18 protein-coding genes are annotated in these 18229 nt (G+C 36.7%); all 18 read left to right on the top strand.

The window, feature by feature from the left end:
- Positions 1-11: 11 nt before the first annotated feature.
- The 18 genes from ndk (at position 12) to asnS (ending at position 18182) form a co-directional block, all read left to right on the top strand.
- Positions 12-458, top strand: a complete 447-nt coding sequence (gene ndk, locus H624_RS0103325) for a nucleoside-diphosphate kinase (RefSeq protein ID WP_026866326.1) — start codon at positions 12-14, stop codon at positions 456-458.
- Positions 459-533: 75 nt separating this feature from the next.
- A complete protein-coding gene (gene aroC / locus H624_RS0103320) occupies positions 534-1700 on the top strand; it encodes a chorismate synthase (RefSeq protein WP_026866325.1) in 1167 nt (388 codons plus the stop codon).
- 1 nt (position 1701) lies between these two features.
- Positions 1702-2748 (top strand): 3-dehydroquinate synthase, encoded by a 1047-nt coding sequence (locus H624_RS0103315; RefSeq protein ID WP_026866324.1) that lies wholly within the window; start codon positions 1702-1704, stop codon positions 2746-2748.
- Positions 2745-4034, top strand: a complete 1290-nt coding sequence (gene aroA, locus H624_RS0103310) for a 3-phosphoshikimate 1-carboxyvinyltransferase (RefSeq protein ID WP_026866323.1) — start codon at positions 2745-2747, stop codon at positions 4032-4034. Before H624_RS0103315 ends, aroA begins: the two co-directional genes overlap by 4 nt.
- Position 4035: 1 nt before the next feature.
- The gene (locus H624_RS0103305) at positions 4036-5307 is read left to right on the top strand and encodes a tetratricopeptide repeat protein (protein WP_026866322.1); all 1272 of its coding nucleotides are present in this window, start codon (positions 4036-4038) and stop codon (positions 5305-5307) included.
- Entirely contained in the window at positions 5288-5764 is a 477-nt protein-coding gene (locus H624_RS0103300) for a YpiB family protein (RefSeq protein ID WP_026866321.1), read from the top strand. The genes H624_RS0103305 and H624_RS0103300 overlap by 20 nt, the downstream gene beginning before the upstream one ends.
- Positions 5765-5769: 5 nt before the next feature.
- Positions 5770-6198 carry a DUF2487 family protein gene (locus H624_RS0103295; RefSeq protein ID WP_026866320.1) on the top strand — a complete coding sequence of 143 codons (429 nt, stop codon included), beginning with the start codon at positions 5770-5772 and terminating at the stop codon, positions 6196-6198.
- 144 nt (positions 6199-6342) lie between these two features.
- Positions 6343-6843, top strand: a complete 501-nt coding sequence (locus H624_RS0103290; RefSeq protein ID WP_026866319.1) for a QcrA and Rieske domain-containing protein — start codon at positions 6343-6345, stop codon at positions 6841-6843.
- Positions 6844-6854: 11 nt separating this feature from the next.
- Entirely contained in the window at positions 6855-7529 is a 675-nt protein-coding gene (gene qcrB / locus H624_RS0103285; protein WP_026866318.1) for a menaquinol-cytochrome c reductase cytochrome b subunit, read from the top strand.
- Positions 7530-7547: 18 nt separating this feature from the next.
- Positions 7548-8348, top strand: a complete 801-nt coding sequence (locus tag H624_RS11560) for a menaquinol-cytochrome c reductase cytochrome b/c subunit (protein ID WP_051220459.1) — start codon at positions 7548-7550, stop codon at positions 8346-8348.
- A gap of 54 nt (positions 8349-8402) precedes the next feature.
- Complete coding sequence (locus H624_RS0103275) at positions 8403-8984, top strand: DUF1405 domain-containing protein (RefSeq protein WP_035855865.1); 582 nt, start codon at positions 8403-8405, stop codon at positions 8982-8984.
- Positions 8985-9039: 55 nt separating this feature from the next.
- Positions 9040-9735: a zinc metallopeptidase gene (locus H624_RS0103270; protein WP_026866316.1), complete on the top strand. Its 696-nt coding sequence runs from the start codon at positions 9040-9042 to the stop codon at positions 9733-9735.
- Positions 9736-9861: 126 nt separating this feature from the next.
- Complete coding sequence (gene bshA, locus H624_RS0103265; RefSeq protein WP_026866315.1) at positions 9862-11010, top strand: N-acetyl-alpha-D-glucosaminyl L-malate synthase BshA; 1149 nt, start codon at positions 9862-9864, stop codon at positions 11008-11010.
- Positions 11003-12190 carry a CCA tRNA nucleotidyltransferase gene (locus tag H624_RS0103260; protein WP_026866314.1) on the top strand — a complete coding sequence of 396 codons (1188 nt, stop codon included), beginning with the start codon at positions 11003-11005 and terminating at the stop codon, positions 12188-12190. Before bshA ends, H624_RS0103260 begins: the two co-directional genes overlap by 8 nt.
- A complete protein-coding gene (locus H624_RS0103255) occupies positions 12171-13133 on the top strand; it encodes a biotin--[acetyl-CoA-carboxylase] ligase (RefSeq protein WP_026866313.1) in 963 nt (320 codons plus the stop codon). The genes H624_RS0103260 and H624_RS0103255 overlap by 20 nt, the downstream gene beginning before the upstream one ends.
- A gap of 9 nt (positions 13134-13142) precedes the next feature.
- The gene (locus H624_RS0103250) at positions 13143-15662 is read left to right on the top strand and encodes an exonuclease domain-containing protein (protein WP_245570562.1); all 2520 of its coding nucleotides are present in this window, start codon (positions 13143-13145) and stop codon (positions 15660-15662) included.
- Positions 15663-15696: 34 nt separating this feature from the next.
- Positions 15697-16881 (top strand): pyridoxal phosphate-dependent aminotransferase, encoded by a 1185-nt coding sequence (locus tag H624_RS0103245; protein ID WP_026866311.1) that lies wholly within the window; start codon positions 15697-15699, stop codon positions 16879-16881.
- Positions 16882-16892: 11 nt separating this feature from the next.
- Positions 16893-18182, top strand: coding sequence for an asparagine--tRNA ligase (gene asnS, locus H624_RS0103240; protein WP_026866310.1), 1290 nt, complete (start codon positions 16893-16895; stop codon positions 18180-18182).
- Positions 18183-18229: the final 47 nt, after the last annotated feature.

Raw genomic sequence — 18229 nt, 5'->3', positions numbered from 1 at the left:
GAGCTATTATAATGGAAAAAACATTTCTTATGATTAAACCTGATGGTGTCCAAAGAAACCTAATCGGACCTATCGTTGAAAGACTTGAAAACAAAGGCTTTAAAATCGTTGGTGCTAAATTAATGCAAGTATCTGATGAGCTTGCTAAAACACACTACGGTGAACACAGCGAAAGACCTTTCTTTGGTGAGTTAGTAGACTTCATCACTTCTGGTCCTGTATTTGCTATGGTACTTGAAGGCGAGAACGTCATTAAAACAGCACGTTTAGTTGTTGGTTCAACTAATCCACAAGAAGCAGCACCCGGTACTATCCGTGGCGACTTCGGTTTAACTGTAGGAAAAAACATCATACACGGTTCAGATTCACCAGAAAGTGCAGAAAGAGAAATCAATCTATTCTTTGACCAATCTGAATTAGTTGATTACAACCTATCTAATAGCGCTTGGATTTACTAAAATGATCAATCGGACTGGGTAAGAAATTACTCAGTCTTTTTTTCATATACAAAAAAATTAACAGAGGTGCTTACTATGAGATTTTTAACTTCAGGTGAATCACACGGTCCTAAGGTCAGCGCTATAGTCGAGGGCTTTCCGTCCAATCTTCCAATTGATAAGGACCGCATGCAAGAGGAACTTTTTAAACGTCAAGGTGGGTACGGTAGAGGTCGTCGCATGCAAATTGAAAAGGATACCTTCCAGTTTGGTGCAGGTATAAGACATGGTAAAACACTCGGCAGTCCCATCATGTTGGAGATCAATAACGATGACTTTAAACATTGGGTCAGCATCATGGGTGCAGAACCTATTTCAGAAGATGAAGAAAAAGAAATGAAGCGTGTTATAACAAAACCTCGCCCAGGTCATGCAGACTTAGTCGGTGGCATGAAGTATAACCATCGTGATCTTAGAAATATACTCGAGCGCTCTTCAGCAAGAGAGACGACAGCACGCGTAGCTGTTGGTGCACTATGTAAGGAACTCTTACACAGTCTAGATATTAAAATTACTTCTCGTGTGACACAGATTGGTAAAGTAATAGATGAAGGCTCTTATGACTTCGATACAATTGTAGAAAACACTAATAGCTCCAGTGTACGTATGGTATCGACAGATGTCGTTAAAGCCGCAGAAGAGACAATTGATCTTGCTAAGAAAAACGGGGATACAATCGGCGGAGTAGTAGAAGTTATCGTTGAAAACCCACCAGCTGGACTCGGCTCTCATGTACACTATGACCGTAAATTAGATGCAAAAATTGCCCGTTCTATTGTTAGTATTAACGCCTTTAAAGGTGTGGAATTTGGCATGGGCTTTAAAATGGCCTCTACACCTGGCTCACAAGTTCAAGATGAAATTAAATATTCTACAGAAGAAGGATATTACAGAAGTAGTAATAATCTTGGCGGCTTTGAAGGCGGTATGACAACAGGTATGCCAATCGTAGTTAGAGGTGTTATGAAACCAATCCCTACACTTTATAAGCCTTTAATGAGCGTGGATATTGAGACGAAAGAACCATTTACTGCAACGATTGAACGTAGTGATCCAAGTGCTGTACCAGCAGCATCAATAGTTGCAGAACATATGGTTGCGATTGAAGTAGCTGATTCCATACTAGAAAAATTCCCAAGTGATGATTTTTCTGAGTTAAAAGCTGCCTTAAGTGACTATCAAAAACGCTTAAGAGAATTTTAATATGGATATCATTACAACGTATCCAACAAATAACTACCCAATTTATGTTGAACGCGGTGTCTTAGATACTCATTTAGAATCTTTGACTAATCAATACGAATCGGTGTTTTATATCATCGATGAGAACGTCTATTCACTATATAAAAATAGTAAATTAAAAAATATCAAGCACCCTATAACTGTCACTGGAGGAGAATCGTTTAAATACGCTTCTCCTTTAATGGAAACAGTAGAGCTTTTATTAGAGAGAGATATTAAGAGAAATTCTCTACTCGTCGTTATCGGTGGTGGGGCAACTGGAGATGCAGGCGGATTTATTGCAAGTATGGTCCTCCGTGGTGTAGATTACATTCACGTTCCAACAACACTGCTCGCTCACGATTCTGCAATTGGTGGTAAGACGGCCATTAATTCTAAACACGGTAAAAACTTAATCGGTGCATTTTATCGACCTAAGGCTGTCATTTACGACTTAGAATTTTTAGATTCATTAAGTGAAAGTGAAAAATTAAGTGGCTTTGGTGAAGTATTTAAACATGCATTGTTAAGTTCAGAAGCTGATGCGAACCAATTAATGCTTGATACGAAAGATGAGATTCGAGTAGAGACTTTAACCCCTTATATTATTCAGGGTATTCAAACTAAGATGCAATTTGTGATTGAAGATGAGCATGAGAGCGGTAGGAGAAAGTTTTTAAACCTTGGTCATACACTTGGACATGCTTTAGAATATAGCTACAAAATTCCACACGGGCAAGCAGTCATGCTTGGTATAATTGCGAGTCTCCATCTCTCAAACAAAGTTCATAATACGCAATTTGATTTAGATGCTTATTATAGCTATATGAAGTATCATGGCTATCCGGTCCATCTTCTAAAAGAAATGGAAATTGATGTTATGCTAAAATTAATTGAAAAAGATAAAAAGAACCATCTCTCAGGTGTAATCAGTTACGTATTATTTAATCAGGATTCACAACTTGTTGTGACAGATTTAAAGATAGAGACCTTAAAAGAATACTTATTAGAGTTAAGGGAGTGCCTATGAAACAACTTTTAAATAGTAAGTTTACCGGTAACATTACTGTTCCAGGAGATAAGTCGATTACCCATCGCGCTTTGATGTTAGGTGCTTTAGCAGAGGGAACAACCTTTATAAAATCCCCTCTGATTAGTGCGGATACTTTAAGAACTTTTGAAAACATGAGACAACTTGGCGCTGACGTTAAGAGAATCGGAGCTGACTTTGAAGTGACTTCTAGTGGTCATCAATCGCTTCAATCTCCATCAGATATTCTTTACACAGGAAACAGCGGTACAACGACACGTCTTTTAACTGGCTTAGTCGCAGGATTAGAACAGATTAATGCAGTGATTGAGGGTGATGAAACGATTGCTAAACGCCCCATGGATAGGGTAGTCATCCCGCTAAGTGAAATGGGTGCAAAGATCAACTTAAAAGAAGATAAGTTCCCACCGATTTCAATTCAACCAGCTAAAATCAAACCGCTTGAATATCATATGCCGATTGCCTCAGCACAAGTTAAAAGTGCCATCTTATTCACTGGGCTTTTTCAAGAAGGTCAAACAATTATTCACGAAACGCATCCATCAAGAAATCATTCTGAAATAATGATGGCACAATTTGGTGCTGACATTAATGTAGCAGATAAGACCGTAGTACTAAATGGAGGGCAAGCACTGACATCATCCGATGTCGTTGTTCCAGGAGATATTTCTTCAGCTGCCTTCATCATCGTCCTCGGCTTGATTACACCAGGTGCTGATATTACTATTAATAACGTATCCTTAAATGATACTCGAGCGGGAATTATTGATGTTGTGAAAACCATGGGCGCTAATATTACGATTGATGAGAAAACGACAGATGGAGAAGCTTTTGGCGACATTCATGTCAAATACACAAAAAATCTTAAACCATTCTCTATTGATGGCGAAATTATCCCACGTCTAATTGATGAGATTCCAATCTTAGCGGTACTTGCTGCATTTACTAATGGAACGTCAACCGTTAGAGATGCAGAAGAACTTCGCTATAAAGAAACTGACAGAATTAGTGCTGTTGAAGATGAATTGAAGAAGTTTGGTGTTGACATTAACACTTTTGAAGACGGTTTTGAAGTCAATCCAGGCTATGGCTCAGTCACAGCAAACGAAATCTTTAAGGGTTATCATGACCATAGAATTATAATGATGCTGATCATTATGGCCATTGCAACGAATCAAGAAATCAACATTGATGATATCAGTGCCATAGATGTGTCATTCCCAAGCTTCCTTGAAGACCTTAATAGTTTACGAGAGGATCGATAATATGCACGAAGAAATTCTTCAAATAATCGATAAACTTAGACAGGGAACATACCCTGAAAGTGATTTAAACAATATTTTAAATAGTCTAGACCAATTTCACTCAGATGAGTCTTTAGAAGCACTCTTTGTTTTGGGAGATGCATTACAAAATGCAGGTTTAGAATATCAAGCAAGACAGATTTTCCTACATTTAAATAATAACGTAGACCATGACGATTACGTCATTTCATATATCGTTGAATCTTATATCAGTGAAGGGCGCCTTGATGATGCCCTTGAACTGATTAACTCTAGCCCTGAAACGCCAACAGTACTAATGTTGAAGTCAGAAATCTTTCAACAGATGAACTTAAACGACGTCGCATTAAGATTGTTATTTGAGGCAAAAAATATGTCTGATGACATCATTATCGACTTTGCAATTGCCGAGTTATACTACTCAAATGGTGACCTTGAGGAAGCAGTCAGATTTTATGAAGATGTTTTAAACGAAGGGCTCGAGGAAGTAAATGGTATATTACTTGGTTTAAGATTAGCGGATATCAACGTCAATCTTTTAAACTTTGAAGATGCACGTGCATATTTCGATAGTATTTCAGAAGATCATTATTCAAATGAAGACTTCTACAAAAAAGCCTTACTCGAATATAATTTAAAAGATTACGATGCAGCTAAAAGCTTACTTGAAAAAGTACTCGACAATGAACCGTACTTTATCAATGCCTATATTTTACTCATGAACATCTATGAAACTGAACATAATTTAGAAGACGCGACAGAAACACTTTTAACCTATCTTAAAGAAAATGATAAAAACTCGCTTATTTACTTCCATCTTGGTCGCTTGTACTTTAGACAAAACCAAGCGGACAAAGCCATTGAACATTTCAGAATCGCAACTGAACTGGATGAAGACTACGATGATGCATATCTAATGCTCTTTGAAAGTATTTTAAAAACAGGTGAAACAGACACAATCGATGACTATGTTAAACATTTAGACATCAATGCCCTAAGTGGTGAATCGATTTACTTACTTGCTAAAATAGAAGCAGAAAATGAAAATGACAGTCAAGCCTTAAAATACTACAAGGATGCCCAAGCACTGTTAGATGATTCTCTTGAATTCTATGTAGATTATTACTATTACTTAAGAGAAATTAATCATCCAGACAAAAAACAAATCCTAGAGAAACTGATGCAACTAGAACCTGACAATCCGGACTGGCAGATGGATTATGAGCAGATAGCAGGTGAGGAAGACGAGCTTTAAAAAAGATTTTATTAACTATTGTCTCTATAACTATGATTTTAAGGACCATACTGCAGTTTGGATCTTGAATTTTATTAAATCTCACCCACTGATTACCCATAATATTTCCTTTACGGATTCTTCTATACGTAGAAAGTTAAGGATTGCAGAAAAAAATGTAAATAGACCAACCTTAATGTTCGAAAAAGACGGTATCATCACAGACAATGGTGAGACAATCTTCCATGAATTGAACTTGAACAAAACTGACGGTCTTTATTTAGAATTCATACTCTCAACAGATGATATTCGCTATAATCAAATTCGGTCTGAAGAACTAACAAAAAATGATGAGATTCTTCAAGAAGATATAAAGGAACTCGAACATTTAATCGACCAAGCCTTATTATCTAAAGATGAAGTTAGATTTTATGAACTGACAGATGAGCTACAAAAATTAACAAAAGAAAGAGGGTAGTCAGTGTGTTATTTAATACACAGGATCTTCGCGTTTTAAAGGATGAAATTGAGTTTATCGATACTGCAATTGTGCCAGTGGTAAGCATTGCTTTTGATAATGAAGTTCTCACACATGCTAATAATTTAGAACTCATGCAATTAATATCCATCCAGTTAGAAAAACAGCTGAAGGGTAGATTGATGATTACACCTGCTTTTACAACTGTAACAGATGACCATACGAGCCTTATTGCTTACAAAGATCAATTAAAAGCATATGGCTTTAAAAATGTGGTGAGCATTGCTTATCAAGATATTGAGTTAGATGGTTTGGATCACATTAGGGTTAATAGTATTCCAATAAGCGATATGGATAATGAAATGAAAATTTCAATAATCAATGACGAAGTAAAATCTGTTATCAAGCAAATTATTGGTGTATGGAATCAATAATTAGAAGTATTATTACACAATCTATTTATTAGATGTGTCAATTCTTTGAAAACCATATTGACCAGTCAGTTTTAATGAGCTAAAATTGAAATGTCCTAGTTATATTATTTGTAAAAGTATGTGCGTTTGAGGGGGGAAAGACTAATGTCGCAAAAAGTAACAAGACGCCAGTTTTTGAACTATTCTCTAATGGGTGTGGGTTCATTTATGGCTGCAGGAATGATTCTTCCAATGGGTCGTTTTGCTCTAGATCCACTATTTAAAGAATCATCTGCAAGTGACATGATTGCAACAAGTGTAAAAGTTGCTGACATCACCGAAGAACCAGTCAGTGTAGACTTCACATTCGAGCAAACAGATGGCTGGTATGTGAGTGAAGTTACAGACTTCGCTTGGGTTTACAAAGAAGGCGATGAGATCATCGCGCTATCACCGGTTTGTAAGCACTTGGGTTGTACTGTATCATGGGCAAGCGATGCAAGTAATCCAGAGCGTTTCTTCTGTCCATGTCACAACGGGCTCTATGAGAAAAATGGTGAGAATGTACCAGGTACACCACCACGTGGGCCTTTAGATATGTACGAAGTTGGAGAATCTGACGGATTCTTAACTATCGGTGCAATTAAAGAAAATGAATTAGTATAGGAGGGTAATTGATGCTGAATCGTATTTATGATTGGATTGATGACAGAATTGACATCACACCAATTTGGAGAGACGTAGCAGATCACGAAGTGCCTGAGCATGTTAACCCTGCCTATCACTTCTCAGCTTTCGTCTATTGTTTTGGTGGTTTAACGTTCTTCATTACAGTAATCCAGATCTTGTCTGGAATGTTCTTAACAATGTACTATGTACCAGATATCATTAACGCTTGGAACTCTGTTTACTTCCTACAACAGGATGTTGCAGCTGGTGTTATTGTTAGAGGTATGCACCACTGGGGTGCAAGCTTGGTCGTAGTAATGATGTTCCTACATACTCTAAGAGTATTCTTTACAGGTGCATACAAGTCACCACGTGAATTAAACTGGGTTGTCGGTGTACTGTTATTCGCAGTTATGCTTGGCCTTGCGTTCACAGGTTACTTATTACCATGGGATATGAAAGCTCTATTCGCTACTAAAGTAGGTTTAGATATCGCTGAAAGTGTTCCGTTTATCGGTGAGTGGATTAAGACTCTACTTGCAGGTGATGCGACAATTATCGGTGCTCAAACACTGACTAGATTCTTTGCTATCCACGTGTTCTTCCTGCCTGCTGCGCTATTTGTATTAATGGCTATTCACTTTATCTTAATACGTAGACAAGGTATTGCAGGACCACTATAAGAAGGAGGGGGACTATTTATGAAACACGGTAAAGGTCTAACTTTTGTAGGTGATTCACGTGTACAAAAGTATGACAAACCAAAATTAAATCGTGATTATTCAGAATTCCCTGGTCGTACAGAGGAATTCTACCCAGACTTCCTTCTTAAAGAATGGATGGCTGGTGCAGTATTCTTAATCGGTTTCCTATGCTTAACGGTTGCACACCCTGCACCATTAGAGCGCATGGCAGACCCAACTGATACAGGTTATATTCCGCTACCTGACTGGTATTTCCTTTTCCTCTATCAGATTTTAAAATACACTTATGCGTCTGGTCCATTTAACGTAGTAGGTGCGATTATCATTCCTGGTATCGCATTCGGTGCTCTATTACTCGCACCATGGCTTGACGGTAAGAAAGAACGTCACTGGAAAAAACGTCCAGTTGCTACAGGTATGATGCTCATAGCTGTAGGTATTATCTTCTACACAACTTGGGAATCAGTTGCTTACCATGATTGGGAACAACAAAACCAACAAGGTCAGATTGTTTTCTCTAACTTAGATGCAGAAGATCCTGTCTTCAATGACTTAATCCGTACAAACTGTACAAGTTGTCACGGTGGGGAACTTGCTGGTGGATCAGGCCCGAACTTAATTGAACCTGATTTACAACCTGAAATGGTTGAAGCTTTTGTTAGAAGTGGTAGTGGTGAAATGCCTGCCTTTGAAGGTCAATTAACAGACGAAGAAATCACTGCGATTTCTGAATATGTTGCTGGACTTGAACTAACAAGTAAAGACGAAGCAAGCAATGTTGAAGAATCAGCTGAATAATACAAATAATAACGACCCTTCTGGTAACAGAGGGGTCTTCTTGTAGGAGAAACTATGCTATTTAACTACATATATAACTTAATGTTTAACAGAAAATTCTTAGTCTTATTGCTGATTTCAAACTTTTTAGGTACAGTCTATGGCTATATTTGGTATGGTGGACAACTTTCCGTTACACCGTGGTATTTCTACCCATTTGTACCAGATAGCCCGACTGCAACTTTGTTCTTATGTGTACTTATTGTCTTAATCTTGTTTAATAAGCATTCAGGGTTGGTTGATGCTCTAGCATTTACAACCTTGATTAAGTATGGTGTTTGGGCAGTGATTATGAACATTTGGAACTTTATTGACATGGGCTTTGTCTCATTAGTTGGCTTGATGCTGATTGCATCCCACTTGGCAATGGCGATTCAAGCGTTCTTGTTTCTTCCCCATATGAAAATAAAAATTTGGCACTTTGGTGTGACTGCCTTATGGTTATTTCATAATGACGTCATCGATTATGTTTTTATGCAGTATCCAAGATACGGAAACTTGCATGTATTTGCAAATCAAATAGGATACTTGGCTTTTTGGTTAACAATAATCGTGCTTATACTATTATGGAAGCTTGTAGATAGACGTAATAATTGACTTATGTAAAATCACTTTAGTAAAATATAACTATGAACAAGACGGAGGGACAAATGTGTATCTGATAATCTATTTTATAATTTTAATGATAGTACCAATGCTTGCACAGATGAATGTTAAATCTACATTTAACAAGTATTCTAAAGTGCGTTCGACTAGTGGTATGACTGGTAAACAAGTCGCTGAAGATATCTTACGTGAGAATGGTATTTACGATGTAAGTGTCGAACGTGGACAAGGTACTTTGACTGATTACTATGATCCTAAAAACAAAAAAGTCGTATTATCTCCAGGTAACTACGACAATCCAAGTGTTGCAGGTACAGCAGTTGCCGCACACGAAGTTGGTCACGCAATTCAACATGCAACAGGCTATAAATTCCTAAGCTTCCGTTCAGCACTGGTACCATTAGCGACATTAGGCTCTAACTTCTCGTATTTCTTAATTATCGCTGGTATTATCTTAACTGCGGCACAAAGTGCAGCAGGTGGGGGACTAGGCGAAATTCTTTTATGGTCAGGGATCGGTTTAATGGCCTTTGCAGTATTATTCCAAGTGGTGACTTTACCAGTGGAATTCGATGCTTCTAAACGTGCCATGAATCAAATCGAAGAATTAAATATTGTTAATAGTAAAGAGTATCGTCATGCTAAGAAAGTGTTAAATGCAGCAGCAATGACTTATGTTGCAGCAACTGCAGTCGCTGTGGCTGAACTTCTACGCTTTATTATGATTGCAAGAAACAATTAGAATTAGATTATAGACGACCGTTTATTCGGTCGTTTTTTTATTTGTAGTAATATTCGTTTCCTTTATCGATAAATTTTCTCTATAATTAAGACTGATATAAATTATAAGTAGTTGAGGTGCATTGGTATGAAGTTAGGAATTGTATGTTATCCAAGTGTAGGTGGGAGTGGCATCATTGCAACAGAGCTTGGCATACAAATGGCAAATAGAGGTCATGAGGTCCATTTTATTGCATCCAGTGTGCCATTTAGACTTGGAGCAAACCACGATAATATATATACCCATAAGACAGAAGTTAACGACTACAGTGTCTTTAAGTATCCACCTTATGACATTACCTTATCTAGTAAAATCTCCGAAGTGATAGATGAATTTGATTTAGATGTTATTCACATGCACTATGCGATTCCTCATGCTGTATGTGGCATCTTGGCTCGTGAAATGTCTAAGAAAAAAGATGTGGGTATAATAACAACCTTACATGGTACTGACATTACTGTACTCGGTCACGATATGTCATTGGTAAATGCGATTCGTTTTGGGATTGATAAGTCTGATTTAACGACATCGGTGTCGAATAGTCTAAGAGAGCAGACCTATGACCTTATTAAGCCAAAAACTAAAATAGAGACCGTCTATAACTTTGTTGACGATACTCGTTTTAATACAGAGAGTCGTTTAGAGATTCAAGCTGAAACAAAAATTAAGCTCGGCATTCCAGATGAAGCAAAGGTGCTTGTTCATAGTTCAAACTTCAGAAAGATTAAAAATGTCGATCATGTCTTATATGCATTTAACGAAGCTTTAAAAGAAGTCGATTGTCACTTAGTATATGTCGGAGATGGACCAGAGCTTTTCTCTATAAAACAACTTGTAAAATCATTAGATTTAGAAGACCGCGTTCATTTCATAGGCCAAGTTTCTGATATCACAGACTACTATAAACTCGCAGATATTTTCCTTTTACTTAGCAGAAAAGAAAGCTTTGGCCTAGCGATGCTAGAAGCAATGTATTGTGGTGCTGTACCTATAGGTTCAACTGCCGGTGGGATATCTGAAGTAATTCAAGATAATGAGTCAGGCTATACAGTTGAAATTGGTGATTATAAAACAGCAGCAGCCCGTATTGTTCAATTGTTAACCCATGAAGACCAATTTAAAACTATGCAAGGTGCTATGTTAAAAGATATAAAAGAACGTTTTAATATGGAAGAAATTGTTGATCAATATGAGAATTTATATAACCATTTAATCTCTGGTGATGCACATGAATAAACTGTTTAAGCAGGCAGGCTTGATCTTAGACATCTTAGAGAAAAACGACTATGAAGGCTATTTTGTAGGCGGGGCAGTGCGTGACTATATATTGAATCGGCCAATTAACGATGTAGATATAACAACAAATGCCTTACCTGAAGAAATTGAACGGCTATTCGAACGGACGATTGATGTGGGTAAAGAACATGGCACGATTGTTGTTCTAATAGAAGATACACCTTTTGAGGTAACGACCTACCGTACAGAAGGTACCTACAGTAATTTTAGACGACCAGACAAAGTATTCTTCACAGAAAATCTTCAAGATGACTTAAGTCGCCGAGATTTTACGATCAATGCAATGGCAATGATGAAAAATATGATACTCTTTGATCCTTATCACGGTCAAGATGACCTAGAAGAAAATATTATTAATACAGTAGGCGAGGCAGATGAACGGTTTGGTGAGGACGCACTTCGCATGCTGAGAGCTGTTAGATTTATGTCCCAATTAGACTTTAAACTAACTGAAAATGTAAAGGCAGCGATTCATAAAAATAAGGCTTTACTTGCTCATATTGCGAGTGAGCGTACTTTTACAGAACTTAAGAAAATGTATGCAGGCTTAAATCCGTCGGCCGCACAAAATATTATAGTTGAAACTGGCTTACTGGAATATATCCCTTTCTTTAAGCATGTCCATAAAGACACATATCTTAGTGCATGCGTATCAAATATTGAAGAAGCACTCGTAATACACGTTTACCATGACCAATCCTTGTTAAGGTTCCTAAATGAGCTCAAGCCATCGAACCACTTAAAAAATCAGATACGTGATAGCTTATCTTTAATGGATGACTTGTCCATGAATGTAAATTCTAAATTAATTGCCTACTATTATAACAAGGAAATTATGGATTTAGTCCTTCACTTAAATCAAAAGAATGACGTACTAAGTACAGATTCAGTCGACATACTTTTAAATGCCATCACACTGAGAGACAAACTTGTTATAAACAGTCGTAGTGACCTATATGTTGATGGTCGAGTTTTAATGCAGGTACTAGAACGACAAGGCGGACCATGGTTAAAAACACTATTATCAGAGATAGAAAAACAAGTCGTGCTCGGTCAATTGGAAAATGACCAAAACGAAATAATTAACTGGGTGAAAAATCATGCAAAGTACGAAGAGTAAAGTATTAGATTGTTTACAAAGTGAAACATTTGTTTCTGGTAATTCACTTGCAGAACAACTGAATGTTTCTAGAACAGCGATTTGGAAAAATATACAAGCTTTGAAAAATGAGGGATATCAAATAGCAGCTGTTCAGAATAAGGGCTACGCATTAGTCGGAGCATCTCAAAATATTAATCAAGCCAAACTGCTATCGATTATTGACAAATCCACACTATTTGATCAACTCATCTATAAAAAGACTGTTGACTCTACACAAAATACAGCCTTTAACATTTTACATAAAAATGATGATAACATAGTAATAGTAAGTGAGTCACAGACGGAAGGTAGGGGACGGTTTAAAAGGCAATGGCTGTCTCCTAAAGAAACTGGTCTCTACATGTCACTCGTCTTAAGGCCGAATATAAAACATAGTGATATGATTACATTCAACTTATTCATGTCATTAGCAATTAGTCAAACGATTAGAAAGAACACAGGTTTAAAAAGTGGAATTAAATGGCCTAATGATATTTATATCAGTGATAAGAAAGTATGCGGCTTTTTAACAGAAATTGTTTCTGAAGAAGACACCGTTCAAACCATTATATGTGGTGTGGGTATCAATATTGAACCCTCAACAGATATCGAATCATTGTCGACTGCTACTGCTCTTAATGCTGAACTACCATCTGAAAAGCAGTTAGATATCGATTCATTTTTAAGTGAGTTATTTAAGAATATAGAAATTTACTATAACAAATTTATGTCAACTTCTTTTTCAGAAATTAGAGATGAATGGATAGAGCATTCCATAATCTTTAATCGTCAATTAAAGATTAGCAGTTCAAATGGTATGATTAAAGGTAAGGCACTTGATGTAAATGATGAGGGTTACCTAATCATTATTGATGAAGAACAAAATATACATCAGGTAATCAGTGCAGATATTGAAATTTAATTTGGTGATATGATGTTAAATAAAACTTTTGCCGTCGTAGACTTAGAAACGACCGGTAACAACCTACAAAAAGATAAGATTATTCAACTTAGTATTGTCTTTGTGAGAAACAATGAGATTGTGGACACATACAATACTTTCTTAAGTGATAAAACGACCATATCACCCTTTATTCGGGAACTCACAAGTATTTCGCCTGATATGTTGATTGGCGCCCCTAAGTTTCAAGATATCGCTTGGGAAATTAGGGACATGCTCAAGGGCTCAGTCTTTGTTGCACATAATGTAGATTTTGATCTCAATTTCTTAAAGACTGCATTTAAGGCATGTGGTATTAAATATAACCCAACCTATAAAATAGATACGGTCGAACTTTCAAGAATCTTTCTGCCTACAGTTCCTGGGTATCAGTTACATTTAGTCGCTGAATTTTTAGATATAAAATTATCACAGGCACATAGGGCAGACGAAGATGCCTTAGCAACTGCTAAAGTTCTGATTAAGATATTTGACTTAATTCTAAATCTACATCGACAAACGCTGATTACGATTTATCATTTAACGAAGTCTTTACCCACTAATATTACTGATTTACTCTTTAATGTCTTAAGTCTTAATATAGACAACGATCGAGATGACATCGTCAGTTATAAGCAGTTTTATATCAAGGACTTTACTTTAAACACACATGATATTAAACCGATTTCTGTAGATGAGCTATATAAAAAATATCTACATGAAACCAATCATGACTACCGCCAAGATCAATATGACTTATCTTTATTAATTTACGATAGTCTAGTCAATGAGAAGTTTCATGCCATTGAAGCCTACACTGGTCTTGGTAAAAGTGATGCTTTTTTAATTGCAGCAATTTGTTATTACTCAAATTATCATCAGCAAGTCGTCGTCTCCACATCGAGAAAAATATTACAAAACCAATTAATAGAGTCTTCAATAACGCGTCTAAGAAGTGTTGTTTCATTAGAAGCGCCCTTTGTCTTATTAAAAGGAAGAAATAATTATATTGATTTAGATGCTTTTTCTGCACTCTTAGAATCAGAAGATAATAATCCAGAAATTTGTTTTTTAAAAATGCGCATTTTGGTATGGTTGCTATCTACGAAAACAGGTGACTTATCTGAGTTAAATCTACGTGGACCCGAAAAATCATACTACGATACGATGCGCATCCAGAATGGTGACAATAAGCAACACTACTATTTTAAACGTGCCTTAAACAATGCTAAAAGAGTGCCTGTTATTGTGACGAACCATTATTTCCTTAATGATTGTATTAATAATTTGTATGATGTACATGCCTTAATAATCGATGAAGCGCATCAGTTAAAATCTGCCTTAGATTTAAAAGAAAGAAGAAAATATACTTATAGTGAGATGAAGTTTTTTATTGGTCAAATCGGACAGTTGAGTCAATCTCGCTTATTAAGTTCCTATGCTGAAGATAATAAAGCCGTATCCCTATATTTACTAGAAGATATTGTCGTCAATTTGCATAGACAAATTGATGAATTATTTAAGCATTTTTCTAAAAGTAAGATTAAAAAAGCGAGTGAGACCTTAGAAAGCATCATTAAGTATACACAATTATTTTTAAGTACAATAAGAGGTACGAAGAACTACCAAGCACTATATAATCACATGCATTTCTTTGAACAATCATTAAAAAGGCTTCAGCATGCGATTATATACGATGACTGTCATATAGAAACTCATGCCAATCCGACACGTACAGAAGTTGAAATTAGAACTGACGTACTGGATGAATTAGCAAGTGCTTTAACTAAGATTCCTAGCCAGATTTTATTATCAGGAACTCTAGAAGTAAATGGCAGTTTTAAGCATTTGAAATATTGGTTTGGTGATCACGAATATGATACGACAATAATGGATAATACCGAAATGTTTGATGACATAAAGTTATTCATTCCAAACGACATCAGCAGTTACGATATGAACAATCCTGATTATGTTATCGATATTCTGGATTACCTATCCCTGTACTTAAGTGAAACGAACAGTAAACTCATTGTTATTTTCTCTAATTTCGAACTACTAGAAAAGGTCTACAGCTATACTGAGGAAGTCGGTTTATTTGATCAGATTCCTGTCTTAAAACAGACGCGTGGTTCTAATAATGAAAAATTACTCAATCAGTACAATCAGCTTAGCCAATGCCTGTTATTAGGGACCTACACTTTTACAGAAGGGGTCAACTTAGTATCTGAAAAAGATAAGACACTCATGCTGACTAAATTACCATTCCCAGTGCCTAACCAGGACAGCTTTTCACATTTCTATTCTGAAGATTTACCAGAGGCTGTCATTCACTTTAGACAGATTGCAGGTCGATTAAAACGTAGTGAAGAAGATAAGGGTATTCTCATGCTCTTTGATGATAGGATAATAAATAAACCATATAAGAATGCTTTCTTAAAATATTTTCCTGAGAAAAATATTATCCATGATGATCGGACATCTTTTAAAGCATTGCTTTTTGATTTATAATAAGGAAAACGAATTGTTAGGAGACTGCCGCAAGATGGAATTATCCGAGAAAGTTAAGTCGCTTACACCGAGCCAAACGATTGAAATTACAAACACAGCTCGAAAACTAAAAGCTGATGGCTATGATATTATCAGCTTATCTGCAGGTGAGCCCGACTTCAATACACCTGAAGAAGTCATCGAAGCTGCCCATCAAGCCGCACTTGATGGCCATACAAAATATACAGCTTCTGTCGGTATTAAAGCAGTGAGACAAGCGATTGCAGACAAAATGTTAAGAGATAATAATCTAGAGTATACTCCAGACGAGGTATACGTAGGTAATGGCGCAAAACAAGTGTTATTTAATATCTTTTTAGCTACTTTAAATCCGACTGATGAAGTGCTTCTACCCGCACCTTACTGGGTATCATATTCTGAACAGATTAAAATGGTGGGCGGAGAGCCTGTCACAATTGAAACAACAGAAGACACAAACTTTAAACTGACTCCTGAGCTTTTAAAAGCACATATCACTGAAAAGACTAAAATGATTGTCTTAAACTCACCTAATAACCCAACAGGGGGCATCTACAGTAAAGAGGAACTACAGGCCTTAGTAGATGTTTTAGAACATACTGATATAATAGTAGTGGTCGATGAGATTTATGAAGTCTTGGCCTATGAGCGTGAACATATTTCGATTGCGAGTTTAAGCGAGAAAATTAAAGGGCAATCGATTATCGTAAATGGCTTTAGTAAATCACATGCGATGACAGGTTGGCGTATTGGCTACGCTTGTGGCCCATTGAATGTTATTAAAGCATTAGGGGATTTATCTTCCCAATCTACGACGAGTGTGGCATCACCCTCACAATATGCTGCGATTAAGGCATATAACATGTCAGACGACTTTAAAAATGATTACGTGAGCACGTTTAAAGCGCGTCGTGACAATGCTTATGAAAAACTCATGACAGTGCCACACGTTCGCTGTATCAAACCAGAAGGGGCATTTTACTTGTTCCCTTATTTAAAAGATATTGCAAGTCAGTGTGGTTATGACAGTGTAGATGATTTTGTTAAAGGTCTTTTAACAGACCAATACGTTGCAATTGTGCCTGGAGCAGCTTTTGGTGCAAAAGATTATGCACGTATTAGCTATTCAGTCTCTGAAGAAAAGTTCAATGAAGGCATTGAAAGAATTAAAACATTTATTAATAAAAAAACGACAGTCTAAGGATGGTAAGAATGAAAATAACAATTAATCAAGCACCAGACTACGTGGGTCAAGAAGTCACAATCGGCTCATGGTTACTCCAAAAACGTGGGTCAGGTAAATTTCAATTTTTACAATTAAGAGATGGTACTGGATTCATGCAGGGTATCGTCGTAAAAGCGAACGACGAAGATTTATTTACCCTTGCTAAAGGTTTAAACCAAGAAACTTCTATGTATGTGACTGGCGTAATTAAAGAAGATGACCGTTCAAGTTTTGGCTATGAGATGGAAGTTTCTCGTATTGAAATTATCCAAAGTGCAGATGGTTACCCAATTACACCAAAAGAACATGGGCCTGAGTTTTTACTAGATAACAGACATCTATGGTTACGTTCTAAAAAACAACATGCTGTAATGAATATTAGAAATCAAATTATCAAAAGTACTTATGACTTCTACTATGAAAATGGCTTTAAAAAAATTGATCCACCAATTTTAACAAGTTCATCTCCAGAAGGGACAACTGAACTCTTCCATACTAAATACTTTGATGAAGATGCATACCTTTCACAAAGTGGTCAGTTGTACGCTGAAGCTGCTGCAATGGCGCATGGTAAAGTCTTTACTTTCGGTCCTACTTTCCGTGCTGAGAAGTCTAAAACGCGTCGTCACTTGATTGAGTTTTGGATGATTGAACCAGAAATGGCGTTCTATGATCACGAGGATAGCTTAGTTGTTCAAGAACAATATGTTGAATATCTAGCTAAAAATGTTTTAGAGCATTGTAAACTGGATTTAGAGGCTCTTGGACGTGATACTACAGCGCTTGAAAAAATCAAAGCACCGTTCCCTAGAATCACTTATACAGAGGCCATTGACCTCTTACACGAAAAAGGATTTGATGATATTGAGTGGGGCGATGACTTCGGTTCTCCACATGAAACTGAGATTGCAAACAGCTTTGAGAAACCGGTCTTTATCGTAAATTATCCAAAAGAAATTAAATCTTTCTATATGAGTACTAACCCTGAAGACCCACGTACAGTACTTTGTGCAGATTTAATTGCACCAGAAGGTTACGGTGAGATTATCGGTGGTAGTGAACGTATTCATGACTACGATGAACTTAAACAAAGAATCATCGATTCAGGCTTAAACCTAGACGCCTATGAATGGTACTTAGATCTACGTAAATATGGTAGTGTGCCGCATTCAGGCTTCGGTCTTGGTTTAGAGCGTGCAGTTGCATGGTTCTCAGGTGTTCAACATGTTAGAGAAACCGCACCATTCCCAAGATTATTAAACCGTCTATACCCATAAATGACACGGAGACGTTAGCACAGCTAATGTCTCCTTTATATGATTGG

The organism is Jeotgalicoccus marinus DSM 19772, from assembly GCF_000425825.1.
GTDB lineage: Bacteria > Bacillota > Bacilli > Staphylococcales > Salinicoccaceae > Jeotgalicoccus > Jeotgalicoccus marinus.
Note: the sequence above shows the minus strand (reverse complement) of the source record. Positions and strands in the feature narration are given on the sequence as shown.

Excerpts from the sequence above, each read along its gene's own strand:
- H624_RS0103315 (WP_026866324.1), top strand. The coding sequence starts at position 1,702 with ATGGATATCATTACAACGTATCCAACAAATAACTACCCAATTTATGTT.
- aroA (WP_026866323.1), top strand. The coding sequence starts at position 2,745 with ATGAAACAACTTTTAAATAGTAAGTTTACCGGTAACATTACTGTTCCA.
- H624_RS0103290 (WP_026866319.1), top strand. The coding sequence starts at position 6,343 with ATGTCGCAAAAAGTAACAAGACGCCAGTTTTTGAACTATTCTCTAATG.
- aroC (WP_026866325.1), top strand. The coding sequence starts at position 534 with ATGAGATTTTTAACTTCAGGTGAATCACACGGTCCTAAGGTCAGCGCT.
- H624_RS0103250 (WP_245570562.1), top strand. The coding sequence starts at position 13,143 with ATGATGTTAAATAAAACTTTTGCCGTCGTAGACTTAGAAACGACCGGT.
- bshA (WP_026866315.1), top strand. The coding sequence starts at position 9,862 with ATGAAGTTAGGAATTGTATGTTATCCAAGTGTAGGTGGGAGTGGCATC.
- asnS (WP_026866310.1), top strand. The coding sequence starts at position 16,893 with ATGAAAATAACAATTAATCAAGCACCAGACTACGTGGGTCAAGAAGTC.
- H624_RS0103260 (WP_026866314.1), top strand. The coding sequence starts at position 11,003 with ATGAATAAACTGTTTAAGCAGGCAGGCTTGATCTTAGACATCTTAGAG.
- H624_RS0103275 (WP_035855865.1), top strand. The coding sequence starts at position 8,403 with ATGCTATTTAACTACATATATAACTTAATGTTTAACAGAAAATTCTTA.
- qcrB (WP_026866318.1), top strand. The coding sequence starts at position 6,855 with ATGCTGAATCGTATTTATGATTGGATTGATGACAGAATTGACATCACA.
- H624_RS0103255 (WP_026866313.1), top strand. The coding sequence starts at position 12,171 with ATGCAAAGTACGAAGAGTAAAGTATTAGATTGTTTACAAAGTGAAACA.
- H624_RS11560 (WP_051220459.1), top strand. The coding sequence starts at position 7,548 with ATGAAACACGGTAAAGGTCTAACTTTTGTAGGTGATTCACGTGTACAA.
- H624_RS0103305 (WP_026866322.1), top strand. The coding sequence starts at position 4,036 with ATGCACGAAGAAATTCTTCAAATAATCGATAAACTTAGACAGGGAACA.
- ndk (WP_026866326.1), top strand. The coding sequence starts at position 12 with ATGGAAAAAACATTTCTTATGATTAAACCTGATGGTGTCCAAAGAAAC.
- H624_RS0103245 (WP_026866311.1), top strand. The coding sequence starts at position 15,697 with ATGGAATTATCCGAGAAAGTTAAGTCGCTTACACCGAGCCAAACGATT.